A 13,736-nucleotide genomic window follows, 5' to 3' on the forward strand; every position below is an offset into this window, starting at 1 on the left:
ATCATGCTCCGGACTGGCTTGAACCACCGGAGGCCGGCAATTATTCGGAGTCGGCGGCGTCCTCGTCGTCGTCGTCCGCGACCGCGTCGTCACTGTCGTCGTCCGTCGACTCCGCGTCGCCGGTTGCGTCCTCGGTGACGGCGACGAGGCCGTCGGTCCCGGCGAAGGCCTTGGCGTCGCCGTCGCGGACGCTGATGCCCTTCGAGGCGAGGTGCCGGGTCTGGTTCTGCGCGAAGTCCTCCTCGGTCGTCCCCCTGGTGGCGAGGACGACGACGTGCGCCGAGCCCTCGGGTCGCATCGTTCGGCCCGCGCGCTGGGTGCCCTGCCGTCGGGATCCGCCGAGGCCGGACGCGACGACCGCGACCTCGGCGTCCGGGAGGTCGATGCCTTCGTCCGCGACGCGGGAGACGACGAGGACCCTGCGGTCGCCGTTCCGGAACTCGCGGAACAATCTGTCGCGTTCGCTGTGGGCCATCTCGCCGGAGATGAACGGCGCGTCGAGCGCCTCCGCGAGCTCGCGCCCGTGGTCGAGGTACTCGACGAACACGAGCGCCTTCTTGTCGGGGTGCTCGCGGTCGAGGACGTGCTCGGTCTCCGCGATCTTCGCGGGGTTCGCGGCCGCCGCCTGACGCTTGTCGTGGCCGTCGCGCTTCGCGTGGCGCTCCTGTGCCTCGTCGCTCCCCCACGGCACGTACCGCACCTCGACCTCGGGGTCCTGGACGAACCCGGCGTCGAACAGTGCGTCCCAGTCGGTGCCGATAGGTGGGCCGACGAGCGTGAAGATCTCCTCCTCGCGGTCGTCGCCGCGGACGGGGGAGGCGGTGAGGCCGAGCCGGTGCTTGCTCTGGAGGTCGACGCTCCGCCGGTGGATGGGGGCGGGGACGTGATGCACCTCGTCGTAGACGACGAGCCCCCACTCGCGGTCGTCGAACAGCTGGCGGTGCCGGTCCATGCCCGCGGTCTGGTACGTCGCGATGGTGACGGGTCGGATCTGCTTCTTCCCGCCGTGGTACTCGCCTACTTGAGAGTCACGCAGGTTCGTGTGCGTCAGCAGTTCCTCGCGCCACTGCGTCGCCAGTTCGCGACTCGGAACGAGTACCAGGGTTTCGCCGCCGACGGCCTCGATGCAGCCCATCGCGGCGACGGTCTTCCCGCTCCCGGGTGGGCCGACGAGGACGCCCGCGCCCTGCTCGTCGAACCGGTCCACCCACTCCTGCTGGTAGTCCCGCAAGCGAAGGTAGAGTTCGACGTCGAGGTCGTCGCCGGTCTCGAGGTCGCGGCCGTCCTCGACGGGATACCCCGCCTCGTACAGCACGCGCTTCACTTCTGCGACGCGGTCCTCGGCCACCCACGCCTCGGTGTCCGAGATGACCGCACGCAGCGCGCCCTCCGGGAGGCGTTGCTCGGCGACGTTCCCCAGCAGGCTCTCGTTTGCCGCGACGAGCACGACGTAGCCGTCCTCGTGCGTCCGGAGCTCGAACCGGTGCGCGCGCTTGTACTGCTCGACCACCCACTCCTCGAACGTCGACGGCCACACCGGCAGCACCGACTTCATCGTCGCCACCAGCTCCTCGTGCGTGTCGTACGGCGCCTGCCAGACGTCCTCGCGGCGGACCTCGTAGAGGTACCCGCCGGTCCGCGTGGTGTCCTTGAGGCGCGCGAACTGCGCGAGTTGCGCTCGCGTGAACTGCTCGGGCTGGTCGACGACGATCTCGCGGCGCTCCGGGAAGAACACGACGCGTTCGCGTTCGACCATCCGCGCCCAGTCGCTCGCGTAGAACACCGTCGGGTCCTCCGCGACGCTCGCACGCTCGACGTCGCCGCGCTCCTCCAGGGCGTCCAGCGCCTGCATCGCGCGCTCCTGGCTGACGTCGAGGCGGCGCGCGAGTGCCGTCGCCGTGATGACGGGCCGCCCGTGGTCCTCCAGCGCGTCGTAGAACCGGTCGACGGACAGCTCCTCTGTCTCCGTATCGCTCTCGGTCACTACCCGCCGGTAGCGGCCGCGCAGGCAAAGGGATACCGTCCCATCGTCGACCCGACGCGGCCGGTCGCGTCGAGGTCCGTCGGCGCGACCGACGACGCCGTCGCAATCGCCCGTTCCCACGCGTTGAGAACGGTTTCGGCCTCCTGAGAACCACGGTCTCTTTATATGCGGTTGGTGGTCGAATCCTGAAGTGTAGAGGTGCAAGCCAATGTCCGCACAAACCCGGCAACTGGACGCAGAACTGTTCGGCCGAGAGACCAACTTCGAGTATAGCGAGCACTGGATCGGCTACGCGCTCGTCGGCCTCCGCGTCGTGATGGGATGGGTCCTCCTCCAGGGCGGGCTCACCAAGCTCGTCACGTACCTGGACGCGAACCCCGAGAACAACTGGACGGCCGCGGGCTACCTCGCGAACGCCATCCCCGAAGGCAACCCGTTCATGGATATGTTCACCAGCATGGCCGGGAGCGGACTCGTCGACATCCTCGTGATGTGGGGCCTCACCCTCACTGGCATCGGCATCATCCTCGGCGCGTTCGTCCGCTGGAACGCGTTCTGGGCAGCGGTCATGATGATGATGTTCTGGGCGGCGAGCCTCACCGGCGGCCTCATGCAGGGGCTTCCCCTGGCGCACGGCTGGGTCGTCGACGACCACGTCGTGTACGCGATGCTCCTGTTCGGTCTCGGCGCCATCGGCGCGGGCCGCATCCTCGGCGTGGACGGGTTCCTCGAGGAACTCGACTTCGTCAAGGAGAACCGCTGGGTCCGCCTCCTCATGGGCTGACCCCGTCGACGCCCTCCAGTTGCGCGCGGGTTGCGCGCACCAGCCGACGTTCTTCGGCGACTACGCTGCTGAGACGCAACGCCGTCGTCCGTCCCTGAACTGGACCGTTGTCGTCGGTGCGCTACGTCGCTGTCCTACTGGTTGTCGAGTCGGCGGACCTTCCCGACCGCAGACGAGAGCGGGGGTGCATCGAACAGTTCGAGGCCGGTGTAGGCGTTCGTGCCGGCTGCGTACATGTCCCGAGCGATCTCGACGACCTCGTCGTCGAGCGGCTGGGGGTCGACGTCGCACAACGCCTTCCAGTCCGCCTCGTCGCGTTCCTTCGCCGCCGCCTTCGCGTCCGCGACGGCACGCACCCAGTCCGGTTGCGTGCGCTTGTGGTACTGGCGGATGACCTCCTTGGAGAGCTGGGTGCCCTCGTAACTGAACCGGTTCTCGTCGAACGTCCCGACGACGTCCGCGACGCGGATCTCGCCCTGGTAGTAGAGGCACTCTATCTTCCCGTCCTCGTGCGTGAGGCCCTGCGACGCCGCTTGCTCGGTGACGACGTCGTTCACGTCGCGCGCGACGCGCTCGAGGTCGTCGACGCTCGCGACGCCCGCGATGGCGTCCGCCTCCTCGCGGGAGAGATAGCGGTCCGAGCGCTCGTACTTCGTGGAGAACTCGACGACGGGTTCGGCGAGGTCGACGGCTTCGTCGGGCCACGCGTCGTACGCGAGGCCGTGGTCCTCGGGGTCGGTCCGCGAGCGGAGACTGGAGCCGACGGGAACCTCGTTCCGGAACACGATCTCGAGGGGCACGAGGTAGTTCTCGCCGGCGTCGGCGTGGTACGCGTCGTAGTCGTAGTCCCGGCCGTCCACGGGGAGGTCCGGTACTTGCGTCAGGTCGATCGCCATCTCCCAGGGCGGACTGGTGGCGTCCTGTAGCGCGACGACGTCGCCGTCGTCGACGACGCCGCGGTAGTGCGTGGAGATTCCGGCGTCCTCCAGCAGTTCGAAGTTGAACGCGCCCATCGAGCACAGCGAGGCGCCCTTGTCGGGGATGCGGTCGGGCATCTTCCCCCAGTCGAACACGGAGTAGTCGTCGGTGAACACGAACGCGCCACGGCCGAGGTCGTCCTCGCTCGCGGGTTGTTCGACGCGGAAGTCCTTCACCGAGGTCACGACTCGCACCCTCCGGTTGCGGCGACGGTCATGTCTCGAACGCGGATTCGCGGGGTAATCAACTTTCATGACTGCGCGTCGCGAGCCAGGGGGTCGACCTGGGACCGAACCGGGCGCCCGAAGGATTAATTTTCCATACATTCGTGGGTCGGTCCAACGATGCACGTAATCACAGCATTACAGGTGGCTGGGTGGGGACGGTGACGCTCGTCGACACGCTCGTCGGTGGGAGCTTCTACCTCGTCCTGCCACTGCTCGTGTTCGGGTACTGGCTGACGATGCGGGACGCGCGCATCGGCGCGGCGATCGCGGGCTACGCGCTCGGCGTGGGCGTCGGCGTGGGCGTCGGGAAACCGATCGCGCTCGCCGCGGGCGTCGGGCTCGCGGCCGCGTTCGCAGGCGTGGCGCACGTCGACGACCGTCTCGGGTGGGGCGTCTCCGCGGGTGCGGCCGGCGCGCTGCTCGGTGCGGTCGCGGGCGGTGGCGCAGCGACGCTCGTCGGTGCCGGCGCCGCGGTCGCTCTCGGGCTCGCGGTCGGCGCGCTCGCCTGGAAGTTCCCGCGCGGCACGCTCCCGATCGCGACGAGCGTCCTCGGCGGCGTCCTCGTCGTCGTCCTCCTCACCGCACAGGACGGCGGTGGCGGGGGCGAGACGACGATCACGAACGGTCTCGCCGCCGCGGTCGCCGTGAGCGCGCTCGTCGGACTCATGATCCAGCCGTGGTCCGCGGAGATCGGCGACAGCGTCCCGCCGCTGCTCCCGCTCCGCGTGCGGAACTGGTTCGACCTCGTTCCCGAGGGCGGCGTGGAGGACGCGGTCTGCCCGAACTGCGGGCAGCGCGTCGACCCGGGCGCGCCGTACTGCGGGAACTGCGACGCGTCGCTCGCCGGCATCGTCGGACCCGCCGACGGCGCCACCGGGGACGCGACCGGGACGACCGTCACGGACGTTCCCGACGACGCCGTCGCGGTCGACATCCCGTGCCCCGAGTGCGGCGACCGCCCCATCGAGGAGGCGGCGACCGGGTACGGCGTCGTCGGGATGCTGCTCGCGTACCGGTGGAGTTCCCGGACCGTCATGGGCTGTCATCAGTGCAATCGCTCGCGGCTCTGGGGGCTCGCCGGGAAGAACCTCCTCCTGGGATGGTGGAGCATCGCGTCGCTGTTCGCGAACCCGTTCACGGTCCTCTGGAACCTCGGCCGTGGCGCGGTGAACCGCGGGCCGACGACGAAGCTCGCGCGGACGCTCGCGGAGTCCGGCGTCGACTTCCGGTACCTCGCGGACGCGAGCGAGTTCGACGCGAGCGACTACGGCCAGCACGAACTCCTCCAGCGCGGCCTCCTCCGGCTCGGCGTCGCCGTGATGGTCGCGGACGGGCACGCGGACCCGAGCGAAGCTGCCGCCATCCGCGACAACGCCCTCGAGTTGTTCCCGGACGCCGACCGGAACGCGATCGAGGGGCGCGTGACGGAGTACGCGAACGCGACGACGAACGCTGCGAAGGTCGCCGACGGCCTCGCGGAGACGCTCACGCGCGACGGCCGCCAGCTCGCGCTGCGGTTCGCGGCGCAGGTCGCGGTCGCCGACGGCGACGTCGACGACGCGGAGGCCCAGCTCCTGGCGACGATGGCTGACGAGCTCGAACTCGACGACGGCGCCGTCCAGAACGCCATCGGCTCGGGCGTCTCGACGGAAACCGCGCCCGACCCGTCCGCGGCACTCTGAGCGCGCTCGAGCCCGGAGCGCTCGCGGTCGTGGGGCGTCCGACGGGGGCCGGTTCCATCACGCTTTTGCCGTCTACTCGCCTGGTTCGAGTCGATGACCAGCGCGCTCGACCCCGAGGCCGTCCCCGACGACGGCGACTTCGAGTTCGACGTCGTCCCCGAGACAGACCAGGGCTTCGAGAACGCGCTGGCGAAAGCACGCTCCGGCGAGCGACTCGACGTCGCGGACGGCATCGAACTCATCACGACCGGGACCGACGTCGACGGCATCGACCACGAGCGCAAGGAGCGCGTCCTGCAGGCCGCGGACGAACGGCGTCGCGACGTCGTCGGCGAGGACGTGACGTTCGTCGCGAACCTGAACAACAACGTCACGACCGCGTGCAACACCGGGTGCCTGTTCTGTAACTTCAAGGACACCGCGCACACGTTCGAGGACGACTACGAGGGCGAGACGGACGGGTTCACGAAGACGCCCGCGGAGTCCCGTGCGGTCGTCGCGGACGCGCTCGACATGGGTATCTACGAGGTGACGTCGGTGTCGGGGCTGCATCCGGCGTTCGCGCTCGACGACGAGCACCACGAGATACTGCGGGCGAGCGACTGGCGGGAGACGAACTACAAGCCCCCCGAGCGGTACGCGACGGATCCGGGGACGTACGTCGAGCAGATGGACGCGATGAGCGTCGGCGACGTCCACCTGCACTCGATGACGCCCGAGGAGGGCTATCACGCGCGACGCGGCACGGACTGGACGTACGAGGACGTCTACGGTCGGCTCGCGGACGCCGGCCTGGATTCGGTGCCGGGGACCGCAGCCGAGATCCTCGTCGACGAGGTCCGGGACGTCATCTGTCCCGGGAAGATAGATACCGGCGAGTGGCTCGCGGCGATGGAGGCTGCCGGGAACGTCGGCCTCGACCTCACCGCGACCATCATGTACGGGCACGTCGAGAACGAAGCGCATCGCGTCGTCCACCTCGACGAGGTCCGCGCGCTCCAGGACCGCGTCGACGGCGCAATCACGGAGTTCGTCCCGCTCTCGTTCGTCCACCAGCAGACGCCGCTGTTCGAGCACGGCGTCGTCGACGGCGGCGCGTCCCCTGCCGAAGACGCGCTCATGATCGCGGTGTCGCGGCTCTACCTCGACAACGTCGACCACGTCCAGTCGTCGTGGGTGAAGTACGGCGACGAACGCGGCCTCAAGTACCTGCACTGCGGCGCGGACGACTTCATGGGCACCATCCTGAGCGAGGAGATAACGAAGCGCGCGGGCGGCGAGTACGGCGAGTTCCGGAGCTTCGACGACTACGTCGAGATGATCCGCTCCATCGGCCGCCGTCCCGTCGAGCGGTCGACGGACTACCGACAGCGTCGCCCCATCGAGGGCGAGGGCCCGCACGGGCCGCTGCTCGGGCCGCGCGCGGACGGCACGCCGATGCTCGCGCGCCGGGACGCCGACGGCGAGAGCGTCGCCGCGGACGACTGACCGCGCCCACTCGCCGTGCTGTCTCCCGGTGGGGTGAACCGTGGCGGCTTTCGTGCTCGACCTCCTCGGTCCTCGCGTGAATCACCTCGCGCCCGCGCCGACCGACGACGCCGACGAGAGCGACGGCGACCGGTCCCTCCTCCCCCGGCACGCTCACATCGTCGTCTACGAGCGCGAGGACCCCGACGCGGACGCCACCGCCAGCGGCGCGAGCCAGCTCGTGACGATATACGACTGCGGCGCGGCCCAGAAGCCGCCGTCGGCGCAGTTGCTCGGGGAGCTCGGGAGCGTCCGCGCGGCCTGCGAGACCACGGGGAATCCGACGGGGTACGTCGTCAGCATGCGCGAGCCGAGCGTGCTCGTCGACGAGGGCGACGGCCACTACGTCGTGCGGCCGCGGTAGCTCCGCACGCGAGGTATCCGTTCGCTGATAGCATCGAACGGGCTTTGTGTCGACGGGTCGAACGTCCGAGCGATGACGCGACGGTTGGTCCCCGTCCTCGTCGTCGCCCTCGTCGTGCTCGCGGGCTGTACCGCGCCGAGCACGCCCGCCAGCGACACCGAGGCGACCGGGAACGGAACGACGGCAGACGGTATCGACACCACGACTGACGACGCGAACGCGACCGGTCCACTCGAACGCGGGCCGACGCCGCCGGGCGTTTCGACGGACGCGAAGGCCGCTGGCGTCGTCGTGAACGCCAGCGCACTCCTCGATGCCCACGAGCGCGTCCTGCTCGCGGACGGCTTCCGGGCGACCGTGGACTCGCGGACGGCGTACGGGCCCGGGCCGATGCGGAACGCGACCGCGATGGTCGCCGCCGGTCCGGACGCGACGCTCGTCCGCACCGAATCGGTCGTCCATCGCGGTAACGGCACCGTCGCGTACGAGATCTGGCAGAACGAGTCCACCACGCTCGTCCGCACGACGACCAACGGCAGCAGCCGGATCCAGACGCTCCGCGACGACCCCGAGGAACGGGAGCTCACGGGCGCGTCGACGCTCGAGGGCGTGCTCGAGGACCTGAACTTCTCCGTCGCGAACGTCACGACCGAGGACGGGAGACGCGTGTTCACGCTCACCGCGTCGCACGCCGCCGCGAACACCACCACGAACGGGACGTACACCGCGCGCGTCGTCGTCGACGAACGCGGCGTCGTCTCCGCGTACCACGTCCGACAGAACGCGACCGGGCGGGACGTGACCCACGAGTGGACGCTCGAATCGCTCGACGTCACGCCGACGCGCCCGGACTGGGTCGCGAACGCGACCGAGCGGACGCGCCGGAACGCGACCGTCGACGCGACCCGGACGGTAGGGATGGAGGCGGTCAGCGGGTGGTGATGAGGGTGCGGAGGCGGCGTTCGCCCTTCGCGGTGATGCTGTAGAGGCCGGCGGTGCGCGAGCGCACGCAGCCGTCGACCTCGAGTTCGTGACAGACCTGGTCGACGAGCCGTGGGTCGCCGCCGACGCGTTCGGCGAGTTCGCTCACGTGCAGGGTCGGGTTCGCGTCGAGCGCGGTCAGGACGGTCGTCTCCGGTGGGTCGTCCGCGTGCATCGGTCACGTCTTGGGCGACGTGACACATGAACGTCTCTAGGAGGGATACGTACCGGTAGGCAACGCTCTATGGTCGTTCGGAGCGGTCGGGACGCTCGCGGTCGACGCGCTCGTCGCGAACGCGAGCGCGTGCTCGACTCGGCGTCTCCGACGTGGCTGCGTGACCGACCGGGAGACTACAGGACCTCTCTAAGTAACCGAATTACTTTTCTCTCGATAGGACGGAGTCGGAGTCGATGACGCGACGGTTGGTCCCCGTCCTCGTCGTCGCCCTCGTCGTGCTCGCGGGCTGTACCGCGCCGAGCACGCAACCGGCCCCGACCGACGGGTCGACGACGGTGGCGACCGGGACGCCCACGACTGACGCATCGACGACGACCGGAAGCGGCGGCGACGACGCCGACGACGGCTCGACCGACGGCGACGCCGCCGACGCGAACGCGACGGCGGCGAACCCGGGCGACGAGGCGCCACCCGGCGTGACGCTCGCCGGGAACGCCTCGGGAGCGCTCGCGAACGCGAGCGCGCTCCTCGCCGCACACGAGCGCGTCCTCTACGCCGACGGCTACCGGGCGACGCTCGTTTCCCAGGTCGCGTACGGGCCCGGACCGGCGACGAACGCGACCGCCGCCGTCGTCGCCGGCCCCGGCGGCGACCGACTTCGGGTATCGATGACGCGGACGCTCGGGAACCAGAGCGCGGGATACGAACTGTTCGCGAACGAATCGACCGCCGTGATGCGGCTCGACGTCCGCAACGAGACCCAGTACCGGAACGCGGGCGGGCCGTACACGACGACGCAGTACACGGGCGTCGCGCAACTGGCGAACCGTCTCGACGCGCTGAACTTCTCGGTCGCGAACGTCACCGAGCGCGACGGCCGCGACGTCTACACGCTCACCGCATCGAAGACGGTCAGCGCGCACCCGAACGCCTCCGCCGCGCGGACGAACGGGACGTACGACGCGACGCTCGTCGTCGACGAGCGCGGTCTCCTCGCGTCGTACCGCGTGGCCGCGAACACCACGCGCCTGACGCGGAGCTACGAGTGGACCGTCGAGTCCCTCGACGCCTCGCCGACGCGCCCGGACTGGCTGTCGGCGGTCCCGACCGCCGCCCGCCGGAACGTAAGCGTCGAGGTGGACGTCCGCCGCGAGCACTACCCGAACCCGAACGGGACGGGGTACGTGGAGAACCACGGCACGTTCACCGTGACGAACGACGGGCCGGACGCGCTCCCGCCGGGGACGAACGTCTCCATCACGAGCAACGGGACGACGTACGCGACGACCGTCGACCGCGCCATCGCGGCGGGCGAGACGGTCGCGTTCGCGCGCGTCGACGGGGACCTCGTCGTTCGCGCGAACGCGTCGGCGTTCGACGACCCGCCGAACTTCGCGAACGAGATCGACGTGTCCGTCAGTGCCGGCGGCGTCTCCCTGGTCTCGCTGTCGTCGAGCTACAGTTCGGTCTCGGTCGGCGGCGACGACGGCCCCGACGACGAGGTGACCGAGAACGCGACGCAGTACGCGCCCGGGGTGACGAGCGACGGCGTCGTGTACGCCGACCGCCTCGTCGACAACCACACCGCGGCCGTGACCGCGACCGGGTTCAAGGTCCGCGGGACCGAGACGGACGTGTTCAGCGAGAACGGGACGACGACGAGTCGGTCCAGCGAGCGCGTCGTCGTGGTCGCGTCGACGAACCGGACGCGCGTCCTCGAGCGCACGGTCCACGACGACGGGCGCGTCGTCACCGCCTGGAAGCGCGGCCGGCATCGGTTGACGCGCGTCGACGGTAACGAGACGCTGTACCGGCCGCGGACGACCATCCACCCGGCGTCGTCGCTCGCCGTGCCGGTGTCCACGTCGCGCGCGCTGGCGGCCGGGGAGTTCGAGGTCGTGAACGTCACCGAGCGCGACGGCCGGACGTTCGTGACGCTCACCGCCGATAGCGCCGACCCGCCGTACGACGGCGTGGACGTGCAGTCCTTCGACGCGCGCGTCGTGGTCGACGAAACCGGTCGCATCCACGCGTTCCGCGCGAACGCGACGTACGTCGACGCCGAGGACGGCGACGTCTGGGGTGGCTCGGCCTCGTTCGAGCTCGTGAGCACCAGTGAGGGTGCGCCGTTGCGACCGTCCTGGGTCGAGGACGTGCCGGCGAACGCTCGTCGCGACGTCGCCGCGAGCACGGACGTCGACGACCGGTCGCGCGTCGCGCTCACGGCGTACGGCGAGCACGCGGTCCCCGCGGGGACGACGGTCGTCGTGACGATCGCGGGCGACAGGTACGAGACGACGCTCGACAGCGCGCTCGACCCCGAGACGACGCGGTACCTCTACGTCGTCGACGACGAACTCCGGGTCGCGACCGAGCGCGCGGACGCCGTCGGTCGTCGCCTCGTCGACCCGTCTTCGGTACGCGTCGTCACGCCCGACGGCGTCCTCCTCGAGGACGACGACCTCTACCTGCCGGCGACGAACGACTCCGCGACCGTCGCGCCCGCGGTCGTCTGAGGCCGCGAGCGTTCTCGGTGAACGGTGCGAGCGCTGTCGGTCGACGTCGAGGGCCTCGTCGTCACCGGTGGTCTCGCGTCCGCTGGTCGTTCGTGCGGCGAGCACTCGGTGTGATCGAAAGAAGGGCCACGACGCCCCCTGGGCAGGGGGGCGTTCGCGTAGCGGGGGGTCGGGAGATGACAGGCGATGGTGGACGCGAGTGGGCTGCTCGCGGCCGTTCGTCAGAGGTGTTCCCGACGCCTTCTCGTAGTCGCCCGGGCAGCGTAACGCTGTTGCGCCGGATACGAGGGTATCTTAAGTACCTGGTGCGATGGAGTTTAGTTCCCGGCCGGCGGAGCAAGGTGGGTATGCGGTACGTCACTGCGGTGTACTATCCGGCGTCCGGGGAGGCGTTCCAGGCGTGGGGGCAGGTGCTCGCTGACACGGATGGCGTTACGCGCGAGTACATCCATCGCGTGGAACTCCACGACGATGGTACCGTCGCCGCGCTCGTCTCGGTCCGCGGGGACGTCGCTGCGGCGGAGACCGCGCTCCGCGAGTGCTCGAGCGTCCACGACGTCGCCGTTCAGAATCCCGAGGACGGTGGGGCGCTCGCGTACCTCCATCACGACACGAACCCGCGGGCGGCGGCGATGCTGCGGGCGCGCCGCCAGACGTGCGTCGTCATGGACCACCCGATCGTCGTCCGGGAGTCGGGCGCGTTCGAGGTGACGTACCTCGGGACTGACGCGGCGTTCGCGGAGACGTTCGGGGAGGTCCCGGACTTCGACGTTCCGTTCGACGTCCTGGAGACCGGCGAGTACACGCCGTGTCGGCGCGACGCGTTCGACTGTCTCACGGACCGCCAGGAGGACGTCGTCGCCACCGCGGTCGAACTCGGGTACTACCAGAATCCGCGCGAGGCGACCCAGGAGGACGTCGCGGACGCGCTCGGGTGTTCGCCCGGGACCGTCGGCGAGCACCTCCGGAAGGCCGAAGAACGTGTGTTCTCGCAGTTCCTCACCGACTGACCAAGCATCCGGCGGCCTGGCGGCCGCCGGTTCTTGGGGCCGCTGACTGATCGAGCATCCGGCGGCCGCGAGGCTGCCGGTTCCGGTATTTTCGACTGAGCGAGCGTCCGGCGGCCGCGAGGCTGCCGGTTCGCGTCGAGCGCGCTCGTCAGGGCGTGACGATGGGGTCGCCGTGGTAGACGCGTCGGTAGCGTTCGCTGGCGGGGCCGTCGTCGTGGAGGGCGTCGAGGACGGGGTCGTCGAGCCAGTCGTCGCCGGGGGCTGGGGTGCCGTCGAAGTCGTCGTGGCGGAACTCGGTGGGGAGGTAGCGTTCGTGGACGGGGAGGCGTTCTCTGAGGGGGACGTCGGCGTCGCGTGCGATGGCTTCGAGTTCGCGGAGTGCGGGCCAGGCGTACTCGGGGTTGATGTGGTCGTCGGTGACGGGGGAGACGCCGCCGAGGTCGTCGATGCCGCACTCGAGGAGGTCGCGGACGGGTGCGAGGTTCGGGGGGACCTGGACGGAGACCTCGTCGGGGAGGACCCAGCGCGCCATCGCGGTGACGCGACGCATCGTGTCGACGTCGGGCGTGCCGCCGTTCCAGCGGTCGTTCTCGACGACGGGTTGGACGATGACCTCCTGGACGTGGCCGTGGCGTTCGTGGAGGTCGCGGATGACGAGGAGGCTCTCCGCGCGAGCTCGCCAGCCCTCGCCGACGCCGACGAGGATGCCGGTCGTGAACGGCACCCGTAACTCGCCCGCGGTGTCGATGGTTCGGACGCGCTGTGCGGGCGACTTCTGCCGTGGGCCGGCGTGTGCGTCGACGTCCGCGGTCGTCTCCAGCATCACGCCCATGCTCGCGTTGTACGGCGCGACCGCCGCCATCTCCGCCTTGGTCTGGTCGCCGGGGTTCGAGTGCGGGAGCACGCCCGATTCGAGCGTGTGCTCGCAGACCGCGGCGAGGTACTCGTGGACGTCGTCGTACCCCCAGTCGTCGAGCTGGCGGTGGATCTCGGTGTAGCGGTCGTCGGGGTCGTCGCCGAACGTGAACAACGCCTCCGTACAGCCGGCGGCGCGGCCGCGTTCGAGGACGGCGTCGACGTCGTCGTCGTCCATCAGCGTCGCTTCGCCGGGCGGGTCGAAGAACGTGCAGTACGTGCACGTGTACCGGCACGCCGTCGTCAACGGCAGGAAGACGTTCCGCGCGAACGTCAACTCGTCGGCGGGCTCGACGTCCGCGGGCGTCACCGACAGCGCCGCGTCGACGTCGCGCTCGCTGACGGCGACGTCGACGTCGTACTCGTCGGCGCCCGGAAGCATACCGCGTCCTCCGGGACCCGCGGCCAAAAGGATGACTCACCGCGGCGACGCCTGCCGGCGCCGTCACTCGACCGTCGCCGCCGTGGCCCTCGAACGAGACTGTCCCGACGCCGTGGCTAGCAGTCGATAGGCCGACGACCGCCCGAACCCCACCCCTTGGGATAGCGGGTCGGTGGAGCGGTCGTCGTGCAGGGAAGGTGACGATGCG

Annotated in this window: 11 protein-coding genes; 7 read left to right on the top strand and 4 right to left on the bottom strand. The window is 70.2% G+C overall.

The window, feature by feature from the left end; all coding sequences use genetic code 11:
• Nucleotides 1-40 precede the first annotated feature (40 nt).
• On the bottom strand, nt 41-1,984 hold the full coding sequence (locus LI336_RS12205; RefSeq protein WP_227133411.1) for a DEAD/DEAH box helicase family protein: 1,944 nt from the start codon (nt 1,982-1,984) through the stop codon (nt 41-43).
• Nucleotides 1,985-2,192: 208 nt separating this feature from the next.
• Between LI336_RS12205 and LI336_RS12210 the strand changes: the two genes are divergently transcribed.
• Nucleotides 2,193-2,768 carry a DoxX family protein gene (locus LI336_RS12210; RefSeq protein WP_227133412.1) on the top strand — a complete coding sequence of 192 codons (576 nt, stop codon included), beginning with the start codon at nt 2,193-2,195 and terminating at the stop codon, nt 2,766-2,768.
• 134 nt (nt 2,769-2,902) lie between these two features.
• Here LI336_RS12210 and LI336_RS12215 read toward each other — a convergent pair whose 3' ends face one another.
• On the bottom strand, nt 2,903-3,931 hold the full coding sequence (locus LI336_RS12215; RefSeq protein ID WP_227133413.1) for a phosphoribosylaminoimidazolesuccinocarboxamide synthase: 1,029 nt from the start codon (nt 3,929-3,931) through the stop codon (nt 2,903-2,905).
• 200 nt (nt 3,932-4,131) lie between these two features.
• Between LI336_RS12215 and LI336_RS20420 the strand changes: the two genes are divergently transcribed.
• From LI336_RS20420 to LI336_RS12235, 4 genes are all read left to right on the top strand, one after another.
• Nucleotides 4,132-5,655, top strand: a complete 1,524-nt coding sequence (locus LI336_RS20420; RefSeq protein WP_227133414.1) for a TerB family tellurite resistance protein — start codon at nt 4,132-4,134, stop codon at nt 5,653-5,655.
• 93 nt (nt 5,656-5,748) lie between these two features.
• Nucleotides 5,749-7,143 carry a 7,8-didemethyl-8-hydroxy-5-deazariboflavin synthase subunit CofH gene (cofH, locus tag LI336_RS12225; protein WP_227133415.1) on the top strand — a complete coding sequence of 465 codons (1,395 nt, stop codon included), beginning with the start codon at nt 5,749-5,751 and terminating at the stop codon, nt 7,141-7,143.
• 52 nt (nt 7,144-7,195) lie between these two features.
• The gene (locus tag LI336_RS12230; RefSeq protein WP_227133416.1) at nt 7,196-7,546 is read left to right on the top strand and encodes a hypothetical protein; all 351 of its coding nucleotides are present in this window, start codon (nt 7,196-7,198) and stop codon (nt 7,544-7,546) included.
• A gap of 72 nt (nt 7,547-7,618) precedes the next feature.
• Nucleotides 7,619-8,488 carry a hypothetical protein gene (locus LI336_RS12235; RefSeq protein WP_227133417.1) on the top strand — a complete coding sequence of 290 codons (870 nt, stop codon included), beginning with the start codon at nt 7,619-7,621 and terminating at the stop codon, nt 8,486-8,488.
• Here the strand turns inward: LI336_RS12235 and LI336_RS12240 are convergent.
• Nucleotides 8,475-8,702, bottom strand: coding sequence for a DprA-like winged helix domain-containing protein (locus LI336_RS12240; protein WP_227133418.1), 228 nt, complete (start codon nt 8,700-8,702; stop codon nt 8,475-8,477). The two genes, LI336_RS12235 and LI336_RS12240, sit on opposite strands and share 14 nt — an antisense overlap.
• Before the next feature lie 236 nt (nt 8,703-8,938).
• Here LI336_RS12240 and LI336_RS12245 point away from each other — a divergent pair, with 236 nt between their 5' ends.
• Together LI336_RS12245 and LI336_RS12250 are read left to right on the top strand one after the other, a co-directional pair.
• Nucleotides 8,939-11,221, top strand: a complete 2,283-nt coding sequence (locus LI336_RS12245) for a magnesium transporter (protein WP_227133419.1) — start codon at nt 8,939-8,941, stop codon at nt 11,219-11,221.
• Between the two features lie 347 nt (nt 11,222-11,568).
• Nucleotides 11,569-12,231, top strand: coding sequence for a helix-turn-helix domain-containing protein (locus LI336_RS12250; protein ID WP_227133420.1), 663 nt, complete (start codon nt 11,569-11,571; stop codon nt 12,229-12,231).
• Between the two features lie 148 nt (nt 12,232-12,379).
• On the opposite strand, the gene cofG is transcribed toward LI336_RS12250, so the two are convergent.
• Nucleotides 12,380-13,528: a 7,8-didemethyl-8-hydroxy-5-deazariboflavin synthase subunit CofG gene (gene cofG / locus LI336_RS12255; RefSeq protein ID WP_227133421.1), complete on the bottom strand. Its 1,149-nt coding sequence runs from the start codon at nt 13,526-13,528 to the stop codon at nt 12,380-12,382.
• Nucleotides 13,529-13,736: the final 208 nt, after the last annotated feature.

The sequence above is a fragment of the Halorubellus salinus genome (assembly GCF_020567525.1).
GTDB lineage: Archaea > Halobacteriota > Halobacteria > Halobacteriales > Natrialbaceae > Halorubellus > Halorubellus salinus.